Below are 23,609 nucleotides of genomic sequence, written 5' to 3'. Positions count from 1 at the left end.
GCAGTGCATCTATGACCACTTTAGCAAGATTGGGAAGTTGGTAACTCGGTAATGCCCAAACGCACTGACATCTCCTCGATCCTCGTCATCGGCGCCGGCCCGATCATCATCGGCCAGGCCTGCGAGTTCGACTATTCCGGCACCCAGGCGATCAAGGCGCTGAAGGAGGAGGGGTACCGGGTGATCCTGGTCAACTCCAACCCGGCCACGATCATGACCGATCCGGAATTCGCCGACGCAACCTATGTCGAGCCGATCACGCCCGAGGTGGTGGCCAAGATCATCGAGAAGGAGCGGCCCGACGCGGTGCTGCCGACGATGGGCGGGCAGACCGCGCTGAACACCGCGCTGGCGCTGTTCAACGACGGCACGCTGGCAAAGTACGGCGTCACCATGATCGGCGCCGATGCCGATGCGATCGACAAGGCCGAGGACCGCCAACGCTTCCGTGAGGCGATGGACCGGATCGGGCTGGAGAGCGCGCGTTCGGGCGTGGCGCACACGGTGGAGGAGGCCTTCGCCGTGCTGGAGCGCACCGGGCTGCCCTCGATCATCCGCCCCAGCTTCACGCTGGGCGGCACCGGCGGCGGCGTGGCCTACAACAAGGCCGAGTTCGAGGCGATCGTGAAGAGCGGGCTCGAAGCCTCTCCCACCACGGAAGTCCTGATCGAGGAATCGCTGCTCGGCTGGAAAGAGTACGAGATGGAGGTCGTCCGCGACCGGAACGACAATGCCATCATCATCTGCTCGATCGAGAACGTCGATCCGATGGGCGTCCACACTGGCGATTCCATCACGGTCGCCCCGGCGCTGACCCTGACCGACAAGGAATACCAGATCATGCGCTCGGCCAGCATCGCCGTGCTGCGCGAGATCGGGGTGGAGACCGGCGGGTCCAACGTGCAGTTCGCGGTCAATCCCAAGGATGGCCGCCTGATCGTCATCGAGATGAACCCGCGGGTCTCGCGGTCCTCGGCCCTGGCCTCGAAGGCGACCGGCTTCCCGATCGCCCGCGTCGCCGCCAAGCTCGCGGTGGGCTACACCCTGGACGAGCTGACCAACGAGATCACCGGGGCCACCCCGGCGAGCTTCGAGCCGACGATCGACTATGTCGTCACCAAGATCCCGCGCTTCGCCTTCGAGAAGTTCAAGGGGTCGCAGCCGTTGCTCTCCACTGCGATGAAGTCGGTCGGCGAGGTCATGGCGATCGGCCGCAACATCAAGGAATCGATGCAGAAGGCCCTGCGCGGGCTGGAGACCGGGCTCGACGGCTTCAACCGCGTGCTCGAGCTGGAGGGCGCGAGCCGCGACGAGATCACCGCCGCCCTGGCCAAGCAGACGCCCGATCGGCTGCTCCACGTCGCCCAGGCCTTCCGCGAAGGCTTCACCGTGGAGGACGTCCACGCGATCACCCATTTCGATCCCTGGTTCCTGCGTCACATCCACGAGATCATCGCCGAGGAGGCGAACATCCTCGAGAACGGCCTGCCGCTCGACGCCGATGGGCTGCGCCGGCTCAAGGCCATGGGCTTTTCGGACAAGCGGCTGGCCAACCTCGCGGTGCGGTCGGTCCATGTCGCGGGCGGGCTGGGCGAGACCCAGGCGCGTCGCTCGGGCCTGCTGCACGATGCGCTGAAGGGCCTGGCCGGGGCGACCAGCGAGGCCGAGGTGCGCGAGCTGCGCGAGAAGCTGGGCGTGCGCCCGGTGTTCAAGCGGATCGACAGTTGTGCCGCCGAGTTCGAGGCGGTCACGCCCTACATGTATTCGACCTACGAGGCGCCAAGCTTCGGCGAGGCCGAATGCGAGGCGCGCCCGTCCGATCGCAAGAAGGTGGTGATCCTGGGCGGCGGCCCGAACCGGATCGGGCAGGGCATCGAGTTCGACTATTGCTGCGTCCACGCCTGCTTCGCGCTGGAAGAGGCCGGCTATGAGACCATCATGGTCAACTGCAACCCCGAGACGGTTTCAACCGACTATGACACCTCGGACCGGCTCTACTTCGAACCGCTGACCGGCGAGGACGTGCTCGAGATCCTGCGCGTCGAACAGAGCAGGGGCGAGCTGCTGGGCGTGATCGTCCAGTTCGGCGGGCAGACCCCGCTCAAGCTGGCCCAGGCGCTGGAGGATGCGGGCATCCCTATCCTCGGCACATCGCCCGATGCGATCGACCTGGCCGAGGACCGCGAGCGCTTCGCCGCCCTGGTCGAGAAGCTGAACCTCAAGCAGCCGCTCAACGGCATCGCCCGCAGCCGCGACGAGGCGGTCGCCGTGGCGAGCCGGATCGGTTATCCGGTGCTGATGCGCCCCAGCTATGTGCTGGGCGGCCGGGCGATGGAGATCGTCGACAGCCAGCAGCAACTGGATGACTACATCGCCACCGCCGTCCAGGTCTCGGGCGACAGCCCGGTCCTGATCGACCAGTACCTGCGCGACGCGATCGAATGCGATGTCGACGCGCTGTGCGACGGCGAACGCGTGGTGATCGCCGGCGTGATGCAGCACATCGAAGAGGCCGGGATCCACTCGGGCGACAGCGCCTGCACCCTGCCGCCGTACAGCCTGCCCGCCGAGGTCGTGGCCGAGATGGAGCGCCAGGCCGAGGCGCTGGCCCTGGCGCTGGGCGTCAAGGGGCTGATGAACGTGCAGTTCGCGGTGAAGGATGGCGTGGTCTACCTGATCGAGGTGAACCCGCGGGCCAGCCGGACCGTGCCGTTTGTCGCCAAGGCCATCGGCCAGCCGATCGCCAAGATCGCGGCGCGGGTCATGGCGGGCGAGCCGCTCACCAACTTCCCGGCGATCAAGCGCGAGCTGGATTACATGGCGGTCAAGGAGGCGGTGTTCCCCTTCGCCCGGTTCCCCGGGGTCGATCCGGTGCTCTCCCCCGAGATGAAGTCGACCGGCGAGGTCATGGGGCTGGACCGCGATTTTGCCACGGCCTTCGCCAAGGCCCAGCTTGGGGCGGGGGTGCGCCTGCCGGACAGCGGGCTGGTGTTCGTGTCGGTCAAGGACACCGACAAGCCGGCGATCCTGCCGGCCGCGCGCAAGCTGGTCGCGCTGGGCTTCACCCTGATCGCCACCGGCGGGACCGAGCGGTTCCTGGCCGAGGCCGGGGTGCCGGTGCAACGGATCAACAAGGTGGCGGAAGGCCGGCCGCACATCGTCGACCGGATCCTGGACGGCGATGTCGCGTTGATCTTCAACACCACCGAGGGCTGGCAGAGCCTGAAGGACTCGCAATCGATCCGCATGGCCGCGCTGGGGGGCAAGGTGCCCTACTTCACCACGGCCGCCGGCAGCGTCGCCGCGGTCGAGGCGATCGGGTCGCTGCGCGGGGCGCAACTTGAAGTGCGCTCGCTTCAGTCCTATTATGCCTGAACCAATCGCGTTTTTTCCCAACCGCGTCGGGTCCCGTTTGTCCGTGTTGCGCGTTCACCGCGCACTGCGGCACGGGTAAGCCGTCGCCAAGGGACGCCAGAAGGAACGAACAGGGATGGCGAGTGTCGAAAAGTTGCCGATGCTGGCGGAGGGCTACGAAAAGCTCATCGCCGAGCTGAAGGCACTGCGTGAGGAACGCCCGAAGATCGTCGATGCGATCGAGGAAGCCCGCGCGCACGGCGATCTTTCAGAAAACGCCGAGTACCACGCCGCCAAGGAACGCCAGGGCCAGGTCGAAGCCACGATCGCGGATCTGGAGGACAAGGTCAGCCGGGCCAATATCATCGACCCGACCAGCCTGTCGGGCGACCGGATCGTTTTCGGCGCCACGGTGACCTTGCTGGACGAGGACGAAAAGCCGGTCCGCTACCAGATCGTCGGGCCTTACGAGGCCGACGCCAAGGTTGGCCGGATCAGCTACAATTCGCCGCTCGGCCGCGCCCTGATCGGGCGCCGCGTCGACGATGAGGTGGAGGTCACCGTGCCGTCGGGCGACCGGTTCTATCTGGTCGAGAAGATCGAGTTCATCTGAACCGTACGATCAGGATCAACGGAAAGAGGCGCCGCAGTCGGACTGCGGCGCCTCTTTTTTTGTTGGCGTGGAGGCGTTCGCGGCCCCGGGACTCAGCCCTCGGGCTGGTCCGGTTCCAGCAGCTTGTGCAGGTGGACCACGACGTACTTCATCTCGGCATCATCGACCGTGCGCTGGGCGCAGCCGCGCCAGGCTTCGGTCGCCTCGGCCAGCGAGCCATAGACGCCGACAAGGTCCAGGCTGTCCAGATCCACGAAATCGAGGCCCTGCGGGTCGGCGACCCGGCCACCCATGACTAGGTGCAGTTTGCTCATCAGGTTGTGTGTCCCGGGGAGAGAGGATGGGAGGCCGCCCCTCTAGCGCCTCGCCCCGGCGCAGTGCAAGCGTCAGTGACGCAGGTGCGACGTAAGTCGGATCACCTGGCGGGCCAGCCCTTCGGCGGAATGACGCAGGTTGGCCACGGCGTTTTCCGCCGTTTCAACGGCCTTGCCGGAATAGGTGCCGACCGTCTCTCCGGCCGCCCCGATCAGGTCCGCGGTACGATCCCCAACCGTGTCGGCCATCCTGCCGCCCGCCTCGGCGGCAGTGCCGGCGGCTTCGCTGACGCCATCGACAGCGCGGCGGGCATAGGACAACCCCAGCTCGCCGACCACCCCGGCCAGAGCCCCGACGTTGCGGGCCAGCCGGCTGGTGTTGGGGCGGGGCAACAGGGCGCCGATCACCACGCCGGCAACGATCCCGCCCGCCAGCAAGGCGAAGGGATAGTCCATGACCAGGGCGCGCAGGCCCTCTGGCGGCGCGGCGTCGGCCTTGACCGGGGCCGGGACAAGGTCCTGGCCCGGTGTGGCACCGACGTTCTTGCGTTCGCCCTTTTCGGTCGCTTGGCTCTTGTCGCTCACCATTTTGCCTTTCGTGCAATCCAGTCCTGGCAACGCTGCCATGCGCGGAGCGGTTCCCCCTCGGGCAGTCGCTCGGCGAGGCGCCGCCCCCAGGCGAGCAGCGGTCGGCGCCCCCACCAGGCCAGCAGCGCCGCGCCGGTGGCCAGGATCACCCAACGCGATTCCCGCGCCACCGCGATCGCCTCGTCCGCCGTATCCTGCACCCGGGCCAGGGCGTCGTGCTTGACCCGCTGAGCCAGGTTTTCCCCGGTCAGGGAGGACCGCAGGTCTTCCACCCTGGTGTCCACCGCCGCCCGCGTCTCGGCCCGGGCCTGACGCGCCTCGGCAAGTTCGCGCTCTGCCGCACTCATGCCGGGTCATCTCCTTCCGTGGTCAGAACCCGGACCATCCGGCGCCAGACTCCCATCGCGCTCCTGACACTCAGCAGCGCGGCCAGCACCAGCAGGCCCGCGACGATCGCCGTGGCCCCCCAGGCGGTGACCAGCGGGGTCAGGGCCAGCAGCAGGCCCACAACCAGCGCGCCCAGGGCAAAGACCGCGAAGGACAGGGCACAAAACCCAAGCAGCGCCAGTCGGCGGAGCCCGAGGGCGACCACTTTTCCGCGGGCCTTCTGGAAGGCGACTTCTGCGGCGGCATAGGCACGGGCTTCGTCCGCGAACTGGCGCAGGTCGTCGATCAACGGGGCAACGCCGTCCCGTGGCGACGCCGCCTCGGCCGGATCGGGGTCAGGATGGGTCATGTGCGCGGGTCAGCCGATCGCCTGCAGCCGGTCAATCGTCCGACTTCGGCGATCCCCGGAACAGCCGTGACACGAAGAACCCGAAGGCCGCCGCAATTCCCACCGCGAGGGCCGGGCTCTTGCGGACAAACTCGCGGGCGTCGTCACCCAGCTCGCCCAGGTCCTTGGCCTCGAGCTTGGCGGCGGTCTGGTCCAGCGACTTGGCGGCAGAACGGGCATAGTCGCCGTACTTGGCCCCCAGCTTCTCGTCGATCACCGGCGCATTTTCGGCGACCAGCTTGGACACGGTGGCGATGCCGTCCACGGCGCGGGCCTTGCCTTCCTGCGCGAGAGCGGCGGCCTTCTCCTTGGCCTGACCGGCCGCGGCCTTGGCCTCTTCGATCAAGGCTTCGCCCTGGTCGACCATCTTTTCGCGATAGGCGCCGGCCGTATCCTGGACCTGGGTGCCGAGCGCGCTGGCCCCGGCCTTGGCTTCCTCGATCGCCTTGGCAAACTTCGCCTTGGCTTCCTTGCCGGCTGTGGGGGCGGGCGTCACGGCGGTCGATTCCACGACGGCCGAATCGGTTGCCGGGGCAACCTTGGGCGCGCGGGGCTTGCGGGTGGACTTGGCAGTCTCGGGCTTGGCGGTGCTGTCAGCCATGGTTCATCCTAGGGTTGCAGGGCCCGAAGGCCATTGAACTGGTTATGTGGGGGGCTGCCGGCGCCATGCAAGGGCGCAAAACCGGCTTCCGACCCGCCTTCGCCGGCATGATGCGCCAACGCGGCTTGCCTGCCAAGGTTCCTTCGGCCATGGGGCGCGCGAACCGCTCACCACCGCTTTAGCGTCCCACCTCCCCAGATCAGGCAGGAGCACCCAACATGACCGCGATCATCGATATTCACGGCCGCGAAATCCTCGACAGCCGCGGCAACCCGACCGTCGAGGTCGACGTGCTGCTGGACGACGGCAGCTTCGGCCGCGCCGCCGTCCCCTCGGGCGCCTCGACCGGCGCGCACGAGGCTGTGGAACTGCGCGATGGCGATAAGGCGCGCTATCTGGGCAAGGGCGTGCTCAAGGCGGTAGACGCGGTCAACGGCGAGATCAGCGAGACCCTGCTGGGCCTCGATGCCGAAGACCAGCGCGATATCGACCTGGCGCTGATCGCGCTGGACGGCACCGAGAACAAGGCGCGGCTTGGCGCCAACGCCATCCTCGGCACCTCGCTGGCGATCGCCAAGGCCGCCGCGGCGGCGCGCGGGCTGCCGCTCTATGCCTATGTCGGCGGCGTTTCCGCCCATGTCTTGCCGGTGCCGATGATGAACATCATCAACGGCGGCGAGCATGCCGACAATCCGATCGACTTCCAGGAATTCATGGTCATGCCGGTTGGCGCCAGCTCGCTGGCCGAGGCGGTGCGCTGGGGTTCGGAAATCTTCCACACGCTGAAGAAGGGCCTGCACGAAAAGGGCCTGGCGACCGCAGTGGGTGACGAGGGCGGCTTCGCCCCGAACCTGGCCAGCACCCGCGCCGCGCTGGACTTCATCATGGCCTCGATCGAGAGGGCCGGGTTCAAGGCCGGCAGCGAGGTCAAGCTGGCGCTCGACTGCGCCTCGACCGAGTTCTTCAAGAACGGCAAGTACGAGATCAGCGGCGAGGGGCTGTCGCTCTCCCCGGTGCAGTTCGCCGACTACCTGGCCGACCTGACCACCGCCTATCCGATCGTCTCGATCGAGGACGGGATGAGCGAGGACGACTTCGAGGGCTGGAAGGCGCTGACCGACAAGATCGGTAGCAAGGTCCAGTTGGTGGGCGATGATCTGTTCGTCACCAACCCCAAGCGCCTTTCGATGGGCATCGCCAAGGGCCTGGCCAATTCGCTGCTGGTCAAGGTCAACCAGATCGGCACGCTGACCGAAACGCTCGAGGCGGTCAGCATCGCCCAACGCAACGGCTACACTGCGGTCATGTCGCACCGTTCGGGCGAGACCGAGGACGCCACGATCGCCGATCTGGCGGTGGCCACCAACTGCGGCCAGATCAAGACCGGATCGCTCGCCCGTTCGGACCGGCTGGCCAAGTACAACCAGTTGATCCGCATCGAGGAAGAGCTGGGCGCCGCGGCGGTCTATGCCGGGGCCGGGGCGTTCGGCCGGCTGGCTTGACGCCACCTTTCGCGCGGCGTCGGGTCCGGCTGGGCCCGATCGCCGCGTGTCACCCCTCGCGCGGTCTCCGGTCGCGCTGAAAGTACTGTTCCATCCGCCGCATCGCCTCGGGTGACAGGCGCACGTGCGCGCGCCGGGCATCGCTCGGATCGGGCTCGCGGATGACCAGCCCGCGCTCCTCGATCAGGGTCAGCCACCGCAGGGCCGTGGTGGTCGGAACGCAGGCGCCGATGCAGGCGCTGGTCACCGGCACGCGCTTGCCCTCAAGTCCGGCAATGAACAGATCGAGCAGCATGTCCCAGGCCGGTTCGCCGAACAGGTCATCGCTGTCGAACACGGTCCCGCGCAGCCGCCGCCGCCGGTATTCGGCCCGGGCCATGGCGAGGACCGTTGCCGGGGCCATCGGGATCGGGCCATCGGGCTCGCGCGACACGATCCCTTCCAGATCGGCAGCCAGCGCCAACAGCTCGTTGGCCGTGGCGATCAGTTGCCTGACATCGAGACGGTTGGCTGCAAGCTGACGATCGACGGGAATGAGGGGCAGCGGCGCGCCTGCCGGATTATTGCGATTCCTGGCGCCCACCATGGGCCGATCACCTCCAACTGCAAGCCCGGACCGGTCATGAGGGTGGTTGGCGCCTGCAGTCGCAGGATAGAGCGGGCGCCGCGTACGCGCGGCGCCAGATTAGTCCGATCCCGATGCATTCTCGGGCAGATCGAACTGAGTCCGGAAATGATCGATCGCCGTGGCCAGATGGGCGGCGGGCAGAGCAGCGCCGATCCTGTCCAGGTCCGCGAGGCACGCCTCGAGCCGTGTCAGGATGTCTGCTGGATTGTCAGGGCCGGGATGCGACCACATGCATTCAACTCCGCCGGCTTTGCCAAACAGGAAACTGGACATCGAAAGTTCCGATGCAGCGCCGAATGGCGCCGCTTGGCACCGATATGGAGCAATAACATGAAATTGGGCTTGCCCGCCGGGCCCGCGCAAACCCCGATGCCGTGGTTCATGCCCGCAGGACGGCGAATCGGTTGCGCGAAGAGCCGTGGGGAGGGGTGGTCCAGGCGCGGGCAAAGCCCTATAGAGGGCGCCCGCAGCGCCTGTGCTGACCGTTTCGAGGTGACATGCCGATCGTTCCACAGCCCCGCATGTCCGTTGTGTCCCGCTCCGCCCGCCCCCGCCAGGTGCTTGGCCTGCTGCTCGGCCTCGGCTTGGCCGTGGCTGGTCTGACGGCCTGCACGCCGGGGAACGATGCCGACGCCGCGCGCAGTCCCGGGACCGGCCTGGGGATCGATCAGGCCGCGATGGACAAGACCGTCAAGCCGGGCGACGATTTCTACGGCTATGCCAACGGCACCTGGATGCGCGAGGCGACGATCCCGGCGGACAAGGCCCAGGTCGGGGCGTTCCAGTCGGCGCGGCAGCGGACCGAGGAGCAGCTTGTCCGCCTGGTCGACGATATCGCCAAGGGCGATGCGGCGCCGGACAGCGATCCCGGGCGGATCAAGACCTACTACACTGCCTATCTCGATACCCGCGCGATCGACGCCGCCGGTCTGGCCCCGGTCCAGCCCGACCTGCAACGGTTCGCCGCCATCGCCAGCCTGTCCGATCTGTCGCGTGTGCTGGGGGCACAACTGCGCGCCGACGTCGATCCCTTCAACAGCACCGATTTCCAGACCGAGCACCTGTTCGGCCTGTTCGTGACCCAGTCGCTGAGCGGGTCGGGCGTGCTGCCCTACCTGCTGCAGGGCGGGCTGGGCCTGCCCGGGCGGGAGTACTACCTGTCATCGGCGCCGCGGATGGTGGCGATCCGGGCCAAGTACCTGACCTATGTCACCGATCTGCTCGGCGCCGCGGGCCAGCCCGACCCTGCGGCCAAGGCGGCGCGGATCGTCGCGCTGGAAACGCGGATCGCCCAGGCCCATGCCACGGCCGAACAGAGCGCGGACATGCGATCGGGCGCGACCGAGTGGGAGCGGGCGGACTTTGCCCGCAAGGCCCCCGGGATCGATTGGGACGCCTTCTTCGCAGCAGCGGGGCTTGGCCGGCAGGAGCGGTTCGTTGCCTATCACGCCGGGGCCATCGCCCGCCTGTCGGCACTGGTCGCGCGCGAGCCCCTGGCCACCTGGCAGGACTGGCTGGTGTTCCACCAGCTCAACGCCAATGCCGACGTGCTGCCCAGCCGGCTCGACCAGTTGCACTTCGCCTTCTACGGCACGGTGGTGGAGGGGCGCACCGCCCAGCGGACGCGGCAACAGCGCGCGATCGATGCGCTTAACGAAGCGCTCGGCGAGCCGCTGGGCAAGCTTTACGTCGAACAGCATTTCCCGCCCGGCGCCAAGGCCGAGATCAGCGGCATGGTCGATGCGATCAAGCAGGCCTTTGCCGCGCGGATCACCCGGCTGGACTGGATGGCCCCGGAGACCCGGGACGAGGCGCTGGCCAAGGTCCGCTCGATCGTGGTGGGCGTCGGCTATCCGGATCGCTGGCGCGACTATTCGGGGCTCTCGCTCCAGCCCGGACAGGCCTATGCCAACCGACAGGCGGCCGAGCTGTTCCGCACCCGCCAGCAGCTTGGCAAACTGGGCAAGCCGCTTGATCGCGGCGAGTGGTGGATGAACCCGCAACTGGTCAATGCGGTCAACCTGCCGGTCCAGAACGCGCTGAACTTCCCCGCCGCGATCCTGCAAAAGCCGTTCTTCGATCCTGGCGCCGATCCGGCGTTCAACTATGGCGCGATCGGTGCCGTCATCGGTCACGAGATCAGCCACAGCTTCGACAACAGCGGCGCGGCCTTCGATTCCACCGGCAAGCTGCGCAACTGGTGGACCGATGCCGATCTGGCCCGCTTCCGCCGCAACAGCCGGGTGCTGGTGCTGCAATACAACGCCTACCGTCCATTCCCGGACCTGGCGCTCAAGGGAGAGCTGGAGCTGGGCGAGAACATGGCCGACGTGGCCGGGCTGGCCGCCGCCTATGATGCCTATCGCGCCTCGCTGAAGGGCAAGGAGCCCCCGGTGATCGAGGGGTTCACCGGCGACCAGCGTTTCTTCATCGCCTTTGCCCAGGCCTGGCAGGCCAAGCTGCGCGAAGAGATGTTGCGCGCCCGCATCGCGACCGATGGCCATGCGCCAGCCGCCTATCGCGCCCTGACCGTGCGCAACATCGATGCCTGGTACCGTGCGTTCGATGTCCAGCCCGGCGATCGGCTCTACCTGCCCGAAAGCAAGCGCGCGCGCATCTGGTAAGGCCCCGGCCGCAGCCCACGCTCAGGCGGGATCCGCGCGGTCCAGCTCGTCGCGGGCCTGCTCGGCGATGTGCTCCTGGCGATCGATCTCGCGCTTCTTGCGCGGGCTCAGCAGGTATTGCCACACGCCCCAGCCGTTGACCGCCAGCAGCAGGGCGTTCTGCGCTACCAGCGACCAGGCATCGTGACGCAGGCCCGAGGCGATCCATGCCAGCGACACGGCAAGGAACAGCACAAAAGCCCAGCCGGTGAAGCGACGCCCCAGGTCCGCCGCGATCAGCCCGGCCGCGACAATCGCGCCCATCGCGCCAAACCATTCGAGCGGGCCGTCCATGCCCTAGCCAAGTCCCCACAGCCGCAGGGGTTCCCGCCGGTCAGCGGCTTCGCGACCACCGCAGCAGGAGGGTGAGGGCCAGGTACAGCACGGTGCCCAGACCCAGGCCGATCGGGATGGCCCACCAGCCCAGCACCTCGGTGCTGCCGCTGTATTCGGTTACGGTCCCGAAGCTCAACCGGCCCACTTGATCGCGGACCAGGCCGACATTGCGGAACAGGACAGGCTTGAGCAGGGCCAGGACCATCAGGCCGATCACCACGCCATAACCCAGCCCGAAAGCCGCCGCGCGCAGGGCTTCCCGCGTGCTGGTGAACAGTGCGTGCCACAGACCAAGGGCGATCGTCACCGGATGGCCGGTGCGCGACCCGCGGTCGAGCAGCGCCTGGGCCAGCTCTTTCCGCAGACGATCGGCCGGACGCCCGACCCGCTCCATCGCCGCGTGGAGTCGGGGCGGCTCGCGCTCGCCCGGCTCAGCCAGGAAGCTGTCGTGAAGCTGACGGCGCAGGTTGTCGCCCAGGCCGCTGTCACTCAGCCCCGCCCGGGCCAGCAGGCGATCGACCTCGGCGAAATGATCATCCCACGCCTTGGCCGCCGCGGCGGAAGTGAAGGAAGGACGGACGCTCATGGCTGGGTTCCGATCAACTGGTCCATGTCAGTGGCAGGCTTGGCGAGCCCCGTCCACCCTTGCGGCAGTCATCGATCACGCAGGGCCACCGGAGCCGTCCACCATGGCGCATAACGATGCGTCCGGCCCGCCATGGGAGCACAACGTGAGGGCCCCTCAGAGGGGCGAGCAGCGCCCTGGCCAAGCACTTGCAGCGGAGAGGGAAAAGTATGGTGGACGCACTAGGGCTCGAACCTAGGACCCGCTGATTAAGAGCTGAAATCAGAGGGTCCTTACGCTTCCGTATGCGTCCAACAACGGCAGAAATCTGCGATTCATTGTCCGCATTGTTCTTGAAATGTTCGCCAGTATCCACTACAAAAAGCTACCTAAGGTAGCAGGATCATATGGCGAACAAAGTTGGTTTGACAGATGCTCGGATCGCAGGATTGAAAGCGCCTGCAAGCGGGCAAATTGAGGTCGCTGATGGCATCGTGACCGGCCTGAGGCTCCGAATGGGAGCGAGCGGCACCAAGACTTATATCTTGCGTAAGCGCGTCCAAGGTAAATGGTTGAATGTGACTATCGGGCGGCATGGCCAGAATTTCACTCTCGCACACGCCCGTCGGAAGGCGCGGGACCTGCTCGTCGACGTTGAGCAAGGCAAAAGCATCGCCAGAAAGCCGGGAGCGAAGAGGAAGGGATCGAAGGGTGTCGGCACCGTCGCCGAACTATACGAGACATACCTGGCTCAACAGATCGTCGGCAAAAAGCGGAGCGCGAATGAGTTCGACCGGGTTTTCCGCAAGTACATTGAACCTGAGCTAGGCGACCGCCTCGCCGATTCGATCACCCGAAGCGACGTCAGCCGCTTCGTAGAGAAGATCGCATTTGAGCGGGGCAAGGAAACCCTGACGATGGCTCGCATCGTTTATCGACACCTTTCGACGTTTTACTCATGGGCGCTCACCAGACTTGAACATCTGCCAGCCAATCCGTGCCGGGACGCTTGGCGCCCAAAACGGAGCGAGCCTCGCGACCGGGTGCTCAGCGATCGAGAGGTCGCTGCACTGTGGCAAGCCGCCGTCGAGGATGGCTATCCGTTTGGCCATCTTGTGCAGATGTTAATTCTCACAGCGCAGCGCCGGGGAGAGGTGCTCGACGCCACTTGCGACGAGTTCGACTTCAAGGGGAAAGTTTGGACTGTACCAGGAGATAGAGCGAAAAACGGCAAGGCAAATGTGGTGCCTTTATCCGCGCAGGCCCTTGAGGTCATCACCGACATCTTCGCGGCCGCCGGGATCGCGCCTGAAGATGCCCACAAGCAATCCCAAATTCTATTGGCATCCAAGGTCACTAGCACAAACAGTGTCAGTGGGCTGTCAAAGGCCTGGAAGCGGATAAGGGCAAGCGTGGACGAGAAACTCGGCTATGAAGCCGCTCATTTCACCATGCATGACATTCGCCGGACGGTGGCGACCGGACTGCAGAGGATTGGAATACCGCTGGTCGTTTCAGAGGCCGTTCTCAATCATCAGTCGGGTTCGGCAATGGCTGGTGTCGCCGGGGTCTATCATCGGCATCAGTACACGAATGAAAAACGCGAAGCTCTCGCACTGTGGGGCAGGGAGGTTCAACTACTCGTCGCGAAATATCCGCCGCAGGACAGTCAGGAAGAATGACTCTCCACCCCGAGCCAGTCGGCGCGTATCCGATCCATGCCCGCGACAACGCCCTCGACGGTCACTGTAGATCCGATGAAGTCCTCACGGACATCATCGCCTTTGACAATCCAGACATCGTCAGCAGATGTAGTCAGGATCATTCCGCGTCTACCGCTGCTTAACGTCCCCGAGACGCGTCTTCGATCCGCGCTCACAACACCCCCCGTTCAAAAACGCCAATGGCGCAGCACTTCACGCACATAGGCCGGTGTCTCGCCATTGCGAGGAATACCGCCTGCGCGCTCGACGGCACCTGGACCTGCATTGTAGGCAGCGAGGGCCAGATGAACCACCCCGAACTTGTCCAGCATCTGGCGTAGGTATCGGGCCGCACCCAAGATGTTCGCCTTGGGATCGAAGCGATTTGAAACGCCAAGGTCCCGCGCTGTCCCTGGCATCAATTGCCCCAAGCCTGCGGCCCCGGCCTTGCTGATGGCCATCGGATTATATCGTGATTCCGTCCATACAAGAGCGTCGAGAAGGCCGCTTGGTAGCGAGTATTGAGCCTCAGCAGCGTAAACATGAGGAAGGTAGCTTGCCCGACGGAAGCCCGATGGCGCGCTGCCTTGGGGCTTTGGATATCGATAGGGCAGATAGGTTCGACCCGCATCGGTAGCCAGCGGCTCGGACGAGGCCGTTGGAGGCTTTCTCCAAATGCCATGTTCGACGAGAAGGAAGCCATCAGTCCCTTCTGCAACGCGGAAGCCATCGGTCGTCAACTCCGAGGCAACGGTCATCTGAGGGGGCTCCATCTCCTGCGCGTGAGCGGGGAGGACGGACCCAAATCCTGTCGTTGCCCCTGCAACTACTGCCCATTTCAGTCTCATTCCCAAATCCTTTGGTGTCGAATCGGGAAAGAACATATATAGAACATATGATGTAGGAAAATGAAACGTCAGCGACGCAGAGCGGAGGCTGCGCGGGTGGAGGCACGTTACGATGGAGATGCCCCCATGCACCAACACCGATCATCCCAATTCCAAGGTCTGCAACTGGAAACCCGCGCGCGCAAGATAGTCGAGCAGCTGGGCGGTGCCTGGTCGCGTTCGCGCGGAATGTGCTGCTGTCCGGCCCACGACGACCGCACTCCTTCGCTAAGTATCACACTCGGAAAGCGCGCAATTCTTGTTCATTGCTTTGCCGGCTGCACGAACGAGGCGGTGATAGAAGCCATGGCCGGGCTCGGAATAAGAATTGCGGATCTGTTCGATGGCACGAGTGGTCCGATCGTGGCCGAACCGCGCGAGGAAGTCGCCAATCGCAATGCGCTGAGGCTCTGGCGTGAGGCGTCGACCATCGCTGGCAGCCCCGCCGAGAAGTACCTCGTGTCCAGAGGCATCACGATTTCTTCGCCGGAGCTGCGTTTCCACCCGCATATGCCGCTGGGGCCAAAGGGTGCTGTCCGGTTTCTACCCGCGATGGTGGCAGCCGTGCGCAATGATGCCGGAATTCTGGCGCTGCACCGCTCCTTCCTTGACCTCGACAAAACCAGCTTGGCTTCTTTCGATCAGCCCAGGCGTGCGTTAGGCAGCCCCGGTTCTGGGGCGGTGCGTTTCGCGTACCCGAATGGCGGACGCCTTGGCCTCGCAGAGGGAAACGAAACGGCCCTCTCAGCGATGCAAATGTTCAAGGTTCCCTGCTGGGCGACGCTAGGAAACGAACGCTTCGGCTTGGCCACAATCCCGGAATCGGTGCACCAGCTGTATCTCTTTGTCGACAATGATGCGGGCGGGCACCTTGCTGAAGAGCGTGCGCGAGAGGCCTACGCTTGCGAAGGGCGTCTGATTGTCACCAGGCGTCCGGAGCTAACCGGCGACGACTGGAATGATGTGCTCATGCGCTCAGTCCGAGCTGCGGTCTGAATGTCGGTGAGAGGAAAGCGGGCTTGGGGCCTTGTGAGGCCCCCGGGCGGATCCATCCGAACGGACACCCGGACAAACCCAGGGCCTCTTCAGGAGGTCTCTCATGTCACACGCAAATACCGCTTTCGCATTCTCCGATCTCGCCGAGCCGCCAGTGCTGGCAGCGGCGAGGGCGCTGGCCGCGCGGCTCGTTGCAGATCAAGCAATTTCACGGCTCACTGTGAATGCAACGATGGCCGATCACTTCGGCGGTAGCGACGCCGAAGGACGCTGGTCCGTACGCGATGCCCATGCGGCACTTGAATTGGCGCAGGTGTTGTTCCTGGCGCAGGCAACTGAATTCTCTCTCGCGATGCCATCCACCGCCGCCGATGAGGCTTTCACGCGCCTCGAACGACTGGTCCCGACCCAGTCCAACCGGAGCGATGAGCAGATCGAGTGGCAACAATTCGCGACGCCGCCCCGTCTGGCCTGGATGGCTGCAAAGGCATGCGCGATTTCTGCCGCTGAACTGGTTCTCGAGCCGTCGGCCGGGACCGGGATGCTGGGCGTATGGGCAGCAAAGGCAACTGCGCGTCTTGCTCTCAACGAGATTTCGCCGCTGCGCCGCGAATGCCTGGGCGCCGTGTTTCCGGAGGCGACAGTCACGGGATTTGACGGGGAACTGATCGACGAACTTCTCACGCCCGACGTGGGTCCGAGCGTGGTGCTGATGAACCCGCCATATTCACACGGTATCGAGAGGGGCCACGATAGCCGCACTGGCGACCGGCACTTGCGTTCTGCCTGGAAGCGCCTTCTGCCTGGTGGCCGCCTGGTCGCAGTGATGCCCGAATGGTTCGAGCTTCCGAAGTTTCTTGTCGGGATCGCCGGTCCCCTCTCGTTGCGCCTCAACGCGACGATCGAGCGCGGTTTCATCAAGCAGGGCACATCAATCTCAACTCGGCTCCTGGTTCTCGACAAGGCTGAGGATGGTACCAGCCCGATCATCGCCCAGCCGGCAAACTTTGCCGAGCTTCATCTGCTGATCGATATGCTGCCTGACCGGGTAAGCCTGCCCGCCGAACCCAGCATCGGCACCAAGCCAGCCTTGCCGCTTCGACTGGTGGCGAACAGGACGAAACCGGTTCCACTTAAGGTCCACCCAGCCGCGGCGGCGGCGTCGATCCTGCCGCTTGAATTTACTCCGCTCGAAGCACCTGCGCCGATCGAGAATCAGGTTGGGCATTATTTGCCTTACCGACCGAGCCGGATCTCAATTGCAGATGCGGTCTCCCACCCGACCCCGCTGGTCGAATCCGTTGCGATGGGTTCGATAAACGCACCCGTGCCTGAAGTGGTGCCTCAGCTTCCTTCGAGTATCATTGCTGGAGGCCTCCTATCCGCTGCGCAGGCCGAGACCCTGATCTATGCCGCAAGCGCGCATGCCCGCGATCTGCCGGGCCGGTTCGAGCCCGACGACAAGGGCTGCGCTTTGAAGGCGAGCGCCGAGGGGCACGCCTACCGCATGGGCTACTTTCTTGGTGACGGAACTGGCGCAGGCAAAGGCAGACAAGTCGCATCTGTCATCCTCGACCGGTGGGTGAGGGGCGAACGGCGCCACATCTGGATTTCCAAGAACGAAGCTCTGCTCGAAGATGCCCGCCGCGACTGGAGCGCGCTCGGCGGCCTTCCCATCGACGTCCAGCCCCTTGGCCAATGGAAGCTCGGTGTCCCGATCGGGATGCGCGAGGGCATACTCTTCGTGACTTATCCGACACTGCGTTCGGGTCGAAGCGACGCGACCCGGCTCGATCAGATTCTCGAATGGGCAGGCGAGGACTTCGACGGGCTCATCGTCTTCGACGAAGCCCATGCGATGGCCAACGCCGCAGGCGGGGAGGGCTCACGTGGTAAGGTCAAGGGGTCGGAGCAGGGCATTGCCGGTGTTCGCATCCAGAATCTGCTGCCGCGCGCCCGCGTGCTCTACGCTTCGGCGACCGGGGCATCCGACGTCAATAATCTCGCCTATGCCACCCGTCTTGGCCTTTGGGGTCCCGAGACGGCTTTTGCCAATCGCGAAGCCTTCGTCGCAGATATTCGCGATGGCGGTATCGCTGCAATGGAACTGGTCGCGCGCGATCTGAAGGCACTGGGGCTGTATACGGCGAGGGCCCTTTCATTCGCCGGAGTTGAGTACGAGATTCTCGAGCATTGCCTGACCCCCGACCAGGTAGCGGTTTATGACGCCTATGCAGACGCCTGGGCAATTATTCATGCCAACCTGCGGGAAGCTCTCGAGGCAACGCGGATCGTCGACACTGAGAGTGGCGAGACACTCAATTCAGGTGCCAAATCAGCGGCGCTTTCGGTTTTTGAAGGCACCAAGCAGCGCTTCTTCGCGCAGCTCCTTCTATCGATGAAGTTGCCGAGCCTACTGCCCGCAATCGACGCGGCACTTGCGGACGGCAACGCGGTTGTCGTGCAACTCGTCTCGACCGCCGAAGCCATGCTCAACCGCCGCCTCGCTGATCTCTCCGATGCGGAACGCGAAGCACTCGAAATCGATCTCTCCCCTCGCGAATTGATGTAATGTTTAGCTCAACATTACACGTATTCTTTGCAGTCGCAGTTTATGTCGAGCGTGGCGGCGGGAGGCGCAGGTTTCCTTCGGTTTTCCATGATTTCACTCCAGATAATATGAGTGCCAGGGGGGGGTCCGGAGACGGGCTAGGCCCGTCTACGAACGTCGGTGAGCATCGTGATCAGGGCATCGGATGGCGGCTTGAAGCGCCCGGGCTTGATGGCAGGAGCGCCGTGCGCCGCGAGAATCTGCAGCTTCTCCTCGGGATCGGCGCGCAAATAGGTCTCGGTGCTCTGGATGCTGGCATGGCCGAGCCACAATGCGACCTTGCGAATGTCCCCGGTCGCCGCGAGCGTGTGCATTGCGCAGGAATGTCGCAGCACGTGCGGTGTTACGCGCTTACCAAGGATCGACGGCTGCTTCTCTGCCGCGGCCTTGACGTGCTGGGCCAAACGGAACGCAAACCCGTCGCGGGTCATCGGCTGGCCGTTGGCATTGAGGAATATCTCGGCGACCTCGGCTTCGGGGCGGAGCGCAAGCCATGCGCGTAATGCGAACTGGGTCTCCTTCCAGAGCGGCAGGACCCGTTCACGCCGACCCTTGCCCATGATGTGCACGGTGGACAGGGAGCGGTCCGGGAAATCGCGCAGCTGCAGCGTTACGAGTTCCGACACCCTCAGCCCGCCAGCATAGGCCAGATGCAGCATTGCGCGATCGCGGGTGCCAAGGCGTGTCCGGGGATCCGGGGCATCGAGCAAAGCCTTGATCTCCGCCCGGTCGAGGTAATCGATCAGCGCCTTGTCGGTCTTCTTGGTAGGGATCGATCTGACGCGAAGGGCCTGATCCAGGCATGCCGGAATACGATACTCGATGTAGCGGAAGAAGGACCGGATCGCGGCGAGTCTGCCATTGCGGGTCCGAACACAGCTGCCGCGACCGTTCTCGACATGGTCAAGGAAGGCCATGATCATGTCGGTGCCGAGATCCTCGATCGCGAGATCTGTCGGCCGACGCTTCAGACGATCGGCAGCGAACTGGACCAGGAGGACGAAGCAGTTGGCGTATGTCTTCACTGTGTGCGGACTGACAGCGCGTTCGCGTGGCAGATGTTCACGCAAGTATGCCGAGAGATGCGGAGCAAGCGCTGTCATGCCGCTTCTCCCCGGTAAAGTTGCTCGCTGGCGGCAGCGATGTCGCGCAGCAGCACCGGAGTGGCCTCGAGATACCAATAGGTGTTGGCGACCGACGTGTGCCCCAGATAGACGCTGAGCCCAGCCATGTGGTGAGCGATGGCTTCCCTGTCCGGCGGACAGGACTCAAGGGAACGCACGGCAAAAGTGTGCCGCAGGTCGTGTAACCGCATCCCGGCCGTTCCGGTCGGTCCGCGGTATCCGAGCTGCCGGGCCAGCCTGACGAACACCACGTGGGCGCGCACCTTGTGCGGTGCTCTCCCCCGGATGGTCACGAACAGGTCATTGCCCGTGGCGCCAAGCCTTGCCCGAGTGGCGAGATATGCTTCGAGCGCCTGACGGGTCGATGGCTGCAGGGCAATCAGCCGCTGCTTGCCGAACTTGCCGTTGCGAACGATCAGGCCATCCTCGACGAGATCGTTGCATTGAAGAGCGAGAGCCTCGGAAATCCGGAGACCTGTCGCCGCCAGCAGGCCGAACAGATAATGGTACGTGTATGGGCTGATCGTGCCTTGGGGCGCAACGTCCATTGCCGCGGTCATGATCGCCCGGACCTGTTCCGGTTCGATGATGGTCGGGGTCGGGCGTGGCCGCTTGCCCCTGCCGAAGACGCCGGCAGGCGGAACCTCGTGGCGTGAATCTTCGGCGTGAGCGAAAAGGCTGAAGTTACGTACGGCGTCGAACCTATGGCGGGCCACGTTCTGCGAGCTTGCCGTGTGGCACCAGCCGTAGATGCGATGCACTTGGGTGTGCCGGTCACCGGCGCGGACGGCGAAATCGGCGTATTGGCGCAGCAAGCGTTCCTGTTCGGAAAACTTCCGCCCCAGGCTGCGATGCAGCGCGACGTATCTGGAAATGTGCATGTTCAGCATGACGGTTCTCCCGGCCACGGCTGCGCGATCTTCATGAGCATTGGCAGATCGACCTTGGCGTAGATGGCAGTGGTCTCGGGCGAGCTGTGACGCAGGATGGTCCCGACGGACTCCAGGCCTGCGCCCGCTCGCAGCAGGTTGGTGGCAAGCGAATGCCGGAATATGTGCGACCCGGTCGGCACCCCGTCGATCCCACCGCGGTCGCGCGTACGAGCGACGATGCCCGCGATCTCGGCGGACGAGCGGAATGGCCGAAACGGGGCTTGTGCGCGCAGAAACAAATGCTCTTCGGCGGCCTTCGGGCGGGCTGCCGCGAGATATGCCAGGATCGCGTCACCGACATCCTGCGGCAACGGCAGTCGGTCCGGCCGACGCGTCTTGCCCTTGACCGTCAGGTGGCCGGATCGCCAGTCGATATCCTCAAGGCGCATGTCCTGAATATCGGCAGCCCGCAGGCCGAGCCTGGCGAGCAGAAGAATGATGGCCTTGTCCCGGACTTCCACCGGACGATCTGTCGGACAGGCCGCAATGATCCTCTCGATCGTTGCCGGGTCGACGTGGCGCGGCAGCGTCGAAAGGCGGTAGCGCTGCACTGATGGAACGGCATGCAACAATGCCGGCCGGCACTCGCCACGCACGACCAGAAACCGGATGTAGCTCCTCATTATCGTGACGAGCAGCGATGCCGAGCCCGGCGTCTCCTTGCTTCGTCGCTGGAATGCGCTCCTGAGTCCGGCGGCATCCCATTGCGAAGGCTCGCCCAGCATCGGCATGAGCCGTCTGATATCGGTCCGATAGCGCCGGATCGTCTCGTCCGTGGCGCCGCGATGTTGCTTGAGCCATGCCAGGTAAGCCGACATGTGGGGGTCATCGTCCGCCACCGGTTCAACCAATGGGATGGCGCCCCGGCCTCGCAGAAACTCGACGAAGTGACGAGCGCAGCGCCGCCGCCGCTTGGTGCCCGTGGCGACCAGCTTGCCCCGCTTGCGCCAGACCGGGCAACGGCAATCATGCACGGCGTACTGGTCGATGATCGTGTCGTCGATATCGGCCCACCGTCGTCGCGCAAAGCGAAGCCAGGCCACGAAGTGCTCGGCCTCGGATAGATAGGACTGCGCCGGTCCCTGCGCGAGTTGCAGGCGATCAATCGCATTGGAATAGTCAGCGAGGTGCCGTGGCAAATCGTCGATCCCGTCGTCGACTTCGACGTAGCCTTGATCCTCCAGGAACCGGACGAACCGCCTGACCCTTGCTGCTTGGTCAGCCTTGTAGTGCGCTTGCTGTGCCGAATACCGGTGGCACCGGCACCGATGCTTCTCGAACCGCCGGACAGTCCGGTCGTCGATCGTGCGGATCGCGATCCCGTGCAGGTCCAGCCAATGCAGGAAATGGCGGACCGCCGCGCCATACAGAACCGCGCAGCCTGACCTCGCGTCGAGCGACAGAGAGGAGAGGAATGCGGTGAAAAGGGTGCTGTGACTGGTCGGGTCTTCGACCCGGAGCGGGGCCGCTCGAAACGGCAATGATGATCTTGTTCGCATGTTGGTTCCTTCGTCTTGTTGAGGTCGAAGGAACGGTAATTATCTGGAGTGAAATCATGGAAAACCGAAGGAAACCTGCGCCTCCCGCCGCCACGCTCGACATAAACTGCGACTGCAAAGAATACGTGGTCGATTACCTCACCAAAAGCTTCCCGGTTCGGCTGATGGCGGTGTTCACGGACGAGAATGGCAATGCCCGGTCCGAACCGATGAGTGATGAGAATGGTGCTCCTGTTCTCTGTCGTTCGGCGCTTGCCGCGCGCGACCGCATGATCGAGCAGCTCTGTGCCTTGCCGCCGATCGCGACGGCGCTCGATGCGATCATCGAACGGTTCGGTGTCGATCAGGTCGCCGAAGTCACCGGACGTACCCGCCGCCTGATCGTCGGACGCGATGGACGCCAGGTGCTCCAGTCGCGCTCTCCGCGCGCCAATGTCGCCGAAACGCGAGATTTTATGGACGGGACAAAGCGGATTCTGGTTTTCTCCGATGCCGGTGGCACCGGCCGCAGTTATCATGCCGACCTTGCGGCAAAGAACCAGATGCGCCGGGTCCACTTCCTGCTTGAGCCGGGTTGGCGGGCCGATGCCGCAATTCAGGGCCTTGGCCGTACCAACCGCACCAATCAGGCGTCGGCCCCACTGTTCCGCCCGGTGACCACCGACGTGCGTGGCGAACGTCGGTTTATATCGACCATTGCACGTCGGCTCGACAGTCTCGGGGCACTGACCCGAGGGCAGCGCCAGACAGGTGGGCAGAACCTCTTCGATCCTGCCGATAATCTTGAGAGCACCTACGCCAAGGAGGCGCTTCATCGCTGGTTCGGCCTGTTGTTCGCAGGCAAGCTGGAAGCCGTTACGCTTTCTCGGTTTGAGGAATTGAGCGGGCTCAGGGTCGAAGGGCCCGACGGCGGGATGGTCGATGACCTGCCAACAATCCAGCGCTGGCTCAATCGCATCCTCGCGTTGCCGATTGCTTTGCAAAACGGCATATTTGACGAGTTTCTCGGCCTCGTCGAAGCGCGGATCGATGCAGCACGCCAGGCCGGCACGCTCGACATTGGGGTCGAGACTATTGCGGTAGAGCATTACGAGGTGCTGACCGACACGCTACTGCGCACCGATGCGCTGTCGGGTGCGACTACGCATCTCCTCGAACTCGAGATCGCCCGCGCGCTTAAGCCTTTGCGTCTCGAACGCCTCGACGAGCTCTACGGCTTGTCAGGTGCGCGTCAGCAACTTCTGCGTAATGCGCGCTCAGGCCGGATCGGGTTGCTTGTCCCGGCTCGCAGTCTGCTCACCGACGAAGGTATGCGTGTGGCCCGCTTCGAGCTAGTTCGTCCCGTGAAGCACGGACACATCACTGCCGATCAACTCGAGGAGAGCAACTGGGAAACAGTGGATCCAACCGAATTTCAGCGCCTCTGGCAGGCGGAGGTCGATGACGCCGCCTCAAATCACAAGCGTGAGCGACTGCATCTTGCAACCGGCCTGTTGCTCCCGGTGTGGGACAAACTCCCTTCCGACTATGTTCGCGTCAGCCGGATTTCGGCGCGAGACGGACGCTCGCTGTTAGGCCGGGAGGTTCCGCTCCATTGCGTGCCCGAACTATGCCAGGCGCTTGGGCTTGAAGACGAACATGCCTTTTCGGCAGAGCAAATCGTCGATGCGGTGAACGGGACCGGGCGGCCGATGCAAATCAAAAGCCGCGAAGCGCTCACGCTCAAGCGCAGCCTCGTCAACGGCGCGCAGCGGCTCGAACTGACTGGTTGGTCGGCGTCTCGCCTAGACTGGTACAAGGCACATGGGTGTTTCACCGAGATCATACGCTATCAAACGCGACTTTTCGTCCCGACGATGAACGCAGTGGCGGTCTTGGCGCGGCTTGCAGGCCAAATTTGACGAATCTTGCCAAATGG

The 23,609-nt window shown here is 64.5% G+C and carries 22 protein-coding genes and 1 tRNA gene; 8 read left to right on the top strand and 15 right to left on the bottom strand.

The window, feature by feature from the left end:
- The first annotated feature begins 51 nt into the window (after nt 1–51).
- Both carB and greA read left to right on the top strand, forming a co-directional pair.
- The gene (carB, locus tag H7F49_RS02345) at nt 52–3,375 is read left to right on the top strand and encodes a carbamoyl-phosphate synthase large subunit (protein ID WP_185681968.1); all 3,324 of its coding nucleotides are present in this window, start codon (nt 52–54) and stop codon (nt 3,373–3,375) included.
- Between the two features lie 115 nt (nt 3,376–3,490).
- On the top strand, nt 3,491–3,967 hold the full coding sequence (gene greA / locus H7F49_RS02340; RefSeq protein ID WP_185681967.1) for a transcription elongation factor GreA: 477 nt from the start codon (nt 3,491–3,493) through the stop codon (nt 3,965–3,967).
- Between the two features lie 92 nt (nt 3,968–4,059).
- On the opposite strand, the gene H7F49_RS02335 is transcribed toward greA, so the two are convergent.
- The 5 genes from H7F49_RS02335 to H7F49_RS02315 all read right to left on the bottom strand — a co-directional run bounded on the left by H7F49_RS02335 (nt 4,060) and on the right by H7F49_RS02315 (nt 6,245).
- A complete protein-coding gene (locus tag H7F49_RS02335; protein WP_185681966.1) occupies nt 4,060–4,281 on the bottom strand; it encodes a DUF4170 domain-containing protein in 222 nt (73 codons plus the stop codon).
- A gap of 72 nt (nt 4,282–4,353) precedes the next feature.
- Nucleotides 4,354–4,866, bottom strand: a complete 513-nt coding sequence (locus tag H7F49_RS02330; protein WP_185681965.1) for a hypothetical protein — start codon at nt 4,864–4,866, stop codon at nt 4,354–4,356.
- Nucleotides 4,863–5,216 (bottom strand): hypothetical protein, encoded by a 354-nt coding sequence (locus H7F49_RS02325; protein WP_185681964.1) that lies wholly within the window; start codon nt 5,214–5,216, stop codon nt 4,863–4,865. The genes H7F49_RS02330 and H7F49_RS02325 overlap by 4 nt, the downstream gene beginning before the upstream one ends.
- Nucleotides 5,213–5,605 (bottom strand): phage holin family protein, encoded by a 393-nt coding sequence (locus tag H7F49_RS02320; RefSeq protein ID WP_185681963.1) that lies wholly within the window; start codon nt 5,603–5,605, stop codon nt 5,213–5,215. Before H7F49_RS02320 ends, H7F49_RS02325 begins: the two co-directional genes overlap by 4 nt.
- 31 nt (nt 5,606–5,636) lie before the next feature.
- On the bottom strand, nt 5,637–6,245 hold the full coding sequence (locus tag H7F49_RS02315; RefSeq protein WP_214647613.1) for a hypothetical protein: 609 nt from the start codon (nt 6,243–6,245) through the stop codon (nt 5,637–5,639).
- Between the two features lie 218 nt (nt 6,246–6,463).
- Between H7F49_RS02315 and eno the strand changes: the two genes are divergently transcribed.
- On the top strand, nt 6,464–7,747 hold the full coding sequence (gene eno, locus H7F49_RS02310; RefSeq protein ID WP_185681962.1) for a phosphopyruvate hydratase: 1,284 nt from the start codon (nt 6,464–6,466) through the stop codon (nt 7,745–7,747).
- Nucleotides 7,748–7,796: 49 nt separating this feature from the next.
- On the opposite strand, the gene H7F49_RS02305 is transcribed toward eno, so the two are convergent.
- Both H7F49_RS02305 and H7F49_RS02300 read right to left on the bottom strand, forming a co-directional pair.
- Nucleotides 7,797–8,333 carry a helix-turn-helix domain-containing protein gene (locus tag H7F49_RS02305; RefSeq protein ID WP_185681961.1) on the bottom strand — a complete coding sequence of 179 codons (537 nt, stop codon included), beginning with the start codon at nt 8,331–8,333 and terminating at the stop codon, nt 7,797–7,799.
- Between the two features lie 99 nt (nt 8,334–8,432).
- Nucleotides 8,433–8,648, bottom strand: a complete 216-nt coding sequence (locus H7F49_RS02300; RefSeq protein ID WP_185681960.1) for a hypothetical protein — start codon at nt 8,646–8,648, stop codon at nt 8,433–8,435.
- A gap of 248 nt (nt 8,649–8,896) precedes the next feature.
- Here H7F49_RS02300 and H7F49_RS02295 point away from each other — a divergent pair, with 248 nt between their 5' ends.
- Nucleotides 8,897–10,999 (top strand): M13 family metallopeptidase, encoded by a 2,103-nt coding sequence (locus H7F49_RS02295; protein WP_185681959.1) that lies wholly within the window; start codon nt 8,897–8,899, stop codon nt 10,997–10,999.
- 21 nt (nt 11,000–11,020) lie between these two features.
- Here the strand turns inward: H7F49_RS02295 and H7F49_RS02290 are convergent, their stop codons facing one another.
- The 3 genes from H7F49_RS02290 to H7F49_RS02280 all read right to left on the bottom strand — a co-directional run bounded on the left by H7F49_RS02290 (nt 11,021) and on the right by H7F49_RS02280 (nt 12,252).
- Nucleotides 11,021–11,332, bottom strand: a complete 312-nt coding sequence (locus H7F49_RS02290) for a hypothetical protein (RefSeq protein WP_185681958.1) — start codon at nt 11,330–11,332, stop codon at nt 11,021–11,023.
- Nucleotides 11,333–11,372: 40 nt separating this feature from the next.
- Nucleotides 11,373–11,960 carry a hypothetical protein gene (locus tag H7F49_RS02285; protein ID WP_185681957.1) on the bottom strand — a complete coding sequence of 196 codons (588 nt, stop codon included), beginning with the start codon at nt 11,958–11,960 and terminating at the stop codon, nt 11,373–11,375.
- A gap of 210 nt (nt 11,961–12,170) precedes the next feature.
- Nucleotides 12,171–12,252: transfer RNA gene (locus tag H7F49_RS02280), tRNA-OTHER, on the bottom strand.
- A 94-nt stretch (nt 12,253–12,346) separates the two neighbouring features.
- On the opposite strand from H7F49_RS02280, the gene H7F49_RS02275 reads away from it, so the two are divergent.
- A complete protein-coding gene (locus tag H7F49_RS02275; RefSeq protein WP_185681956.1) occupies nt 12,347–13,621 on the top strand; it encodes a tyrosine-type recombinase/integrase in 1,275 nt (424 codons plus the stop codon).
- Here H7F49_RS02275 and H7F49_RS19450 read toward each other — a convergent pair.
- Both H7F49_RS19450 and H7F49_RS02270 read right to left on the bottom strand, forming a co-directional pair.
- Entirely contained in the window at nt 13,609–13,818 is a 210-nt protein-coding gene (locus tag H7F49_RS19450) for a DUF5818 domain-containing protein (RefSeq protein WP_328806460.1), read from the bottom strand. The two genes, H7F49_RS02275 and H7F49_RS19450, sit on opposite strands and share 13 nt — an antisense overlap.
- A gap of 12 nt (nt 13,819–13,830) precedes the next feature.
- A complete protein-coding gene (locus H7F49_RS02270) occupies nt 13,831–14,490 on the bottom strand; it encodes a lytic transglycosylase domain-containing protein (RefSeq protein WP_185682160.1) in 660 nt (219 codons plus the stop codon).
- Between the two features lie 126 nt (nt 14,491–14,616).
- On the opposite strand from H7F49_RS02270, the gene H7F49_RS02265 reads away from it, so the two are divergent.
- Together H7F49_RS02265 and H7F49_RS02260 are read left to right on the top strand one after the other, a co-directional pair.
- Nucleotides 14,617–15,525 carry a DUF7146 domain-containing protein gene (locus H7F49_RS02265; RefSeq protein WP_062912871.1) on the top strand — a complete coding sequence of 303 codons (909 nt, stop codon included), beginning with the start codon at nt 14,617–14,619 and terminating at the stop codon, nt 15,523–15,525.
- 103 nt (nt 15,526–15,628) lie between these two features.
- Nucleotides 15,629–18,097, top strand: coding sequence for a strawberry notch-like NTP hydrolase domain-containing protein (locus H7F49_RS02260; RefSeq protein WP_185681955.1), 2,469 nt, complete (start codon nt 15,629–15,631; stop codon nt 18,095–18,097).
- A gap of 137 nt (nt 18,098–18,234) precedes the next feature.
- On the opposite strand, the gene H7F49_RS02255 is transcribed toward H7F49_RS02260, so the two are convergent.
- From H7F49_RS02255 to H7F49_RS02245, 3 genes are read right to left on the bottom strand one after another with little or no spacing between them, the layout of a single operon-like run.
- On the bottom strand, nt 18,235–19,239 hold the full coding sequence (locus H7F49_RS02255; protein ID WP_185681954.1) for a tyrosine-type recombinase/integrase: 1,005 nt from the start codon (nt 19,237–19,239) through the stop codon (nt 18,235–18,237).
- Entirely contained in the window at nt 19,236–20,150 is a 915-nt protein-coding gene (locus tag H7F49_RS02250) for a tyrosine-type recombinase/integrase (protein ID WP_185681953.1), read from the bottom strand. Before H7F49_RS02250 ends, H7F49_RS02255 begins: the two co-directional genes overlap by 4 nt.
- Entirely contained in the window at nt 20,144–21,691 is a 1,548-nt protein-coding gene (locus H7F49_RS02245; protein ID WP_185681952.1) for a tyrosine-type recombinase/integrase, read from the bottom strand. Before H7F49_RS02245 ends, H7F49_RS02250 begins: the two co-directional genes overlap by 7 nt.
- On the opposite strand from H7F49_RS02245, the gene H7F49_RS02240 reads away from it, so the two are divergent.
- Nucleotides 21,673–23,592, top strand: coding sequence for a strawberry notch C-terminal domain-containing protein (locus H7F49_RS02240; protein ID WP_407940282.1), 1,920 nt, complete (start codon nt 21,673–21,675; stop codon nt 23,590–23,592). The genes H7F49_RS02245 and H7F49_RS02240 overlap by 19 nt on opposite strands.
- Nucleotides 23,593–23,609 lie beyond the last annotated feature (17 nt).

This window comes from Novosphingobium aerophilum (assembly GCF_014230305.1).
In the GTDB taxonomy this organism is placed as follows: Bacteria; Pseudomonadota; Alphaproteobacteria; order Sphingomonadales; family Sphingomonadaceae; genus Novosphingobium; species Novosphingobium aerophilum.
This window is presented reverse-complemented; position numbering and strand designations above follow the sequence as displayed.

Excerpts from the sequence above, each read along its gene's own strand:
- carB (WP_185681968.1), top strand. The coding sequence starts at position 52 with ATGCCCAAACGCACTGACATCTCCTCGATCCTCGTCATCGGCGCCGGC.
- greA (WP_185681967.1), top strand. The coding sequence starts at position 3,491 with ATGGCGAGTGTCGAAAAGTTGCCGATGCTGGCGGAGGGCTACGAAAAG.
- H7F49_RS02335 (WP_185681966.1), bottom strand. The coding sequence starts at position 4,281 with ATGAGCAAACTGCACCTAGTCATGGGTGGCCGGGTCGCCGACCCGCAG.
- H7F49_RS02325 (WP_185681964.1), bottom strand. The coding sequence starts at position 5,216 with ATGAGTGCGGCAGAGCGCGAACTTGCCGAGGCGCGTCAGGCCCGGGCC.
- H7F49_RS02320 (WP_185681963.1), bottom strand. The coding sequence starts at position 5,605 with ATGACCCATCCTGACCCCGATCCGGCCGAGGCGGCGTCGCCACGGGAC.
- H7F49_RS02315 (WP_214647613.1), bottom strand. The coding sequence starts at position 6,245 with ATGGCTGACAGCACCGCCAAGCCCGAGACTGCCAAGTCCACCCGCAAG.
- eno (WP_185681962.1), top strand. The coding sequence starts at position 6,464 with ATGACCGCGATCATCGATATTCACGGCCGCGAAATCCTCGACAGCCGC.
- H7F49_RS02305 (WP_185681961.1), bottom strand. The coding sequence starts at position 8,333 with ATGGTGGGCGCCAGGAATCGCAATAATCCGGCAGGCGCGCCGCTGCCC.
- H7F49_RS02300 (WP_185681960.1), bottom strand. The coding sequence starts at position 8,648 with ATGTCCAGTTTCCTGTTTGGCAAAGCCGGCGGAGTTGAATGCATGTGG.
- H7F49_RS02295 (WP_185681959.1), top strand. The coding sequence starts at position 8,897 with ATGTCCGTTGTGTCCCGCTCCGCCCGCCCCCGCCAGGTGCTTGGCCTG.
- H7F49_RS02290 (WP_185681958.1), bottom strand. The coding sequence starts at position 11,332 with ATGGACGGCCCGCTCGAATGGTTTGGCGCGATGGGCGCGATTGTCGCG.
- H7F49_RS02285 (WP_185681957.1), bottom strand. The coding sequence starts at position 11,960 with ATGAGCGTCCGTCCTTCCTTCACTTCCGCCGCGGCGGCCAAGGCGTGG.
- H7F49_RS02275 (WP_185681956.1), top strand. The coding sequence starts at position 12,347 with ATGGCGAACAAAGTTGGTTTGACAGATGCTCGGATCGCAGGATTGAAA.
- H7F49_RS02270 (WP_185682160.1), bottom strand. The coding sequence starts at position 14,490 with ATGAGACTGAAATGGGCAGTAGTTGCAGGGGCAACGACAGGATTTGGG.
- H7F49_RS02265 (WP_062912871.1), top strand. The coding sequence starts at position 14,617 with ATGCACCAACACCGATCATCCCAATTCCAAGGTCTGCAACTGGAAACC.
- H7F49_RS02260 (WP_185681955.1), top strand. The coding sequence starts at position 15,629 with ATGTCACACGCAAATACCGCTTTCGCATTCTCCGATCTCGCCGAGCCG.
- H7F49_RS02255 (WP_185681954.1), bottom strand. The coding sequence starts at position 19,239 with ATGACAGCGCTTGCTCCGCATCTCTCGGCATACTTGCGTGAACATCTG.
- H7F49_RS02250 (WP_185681953.1), bottom strand. The coding sequence starts at position 20,150 with ATGCTGAACATGCACATTTCCAGATACGTCGCGCTGCATCGCAGCCTG.
- H7F49_RS02240 (WP_407940282.1), top strand. The coding sequence starts at position 21,673 with ATGATGATCTTGTTCGCATGTTGGTTCCTTCGTCTTGTTGAGGTCGAA.
- H7F49_RS02245 (WP_185681952.1), bottom strand. The coding sequence starts at position 21,691 with ATGCGAACAAGATCATCATTGCCGTTTCGAGCGGCCCCGCTCCGGGTC.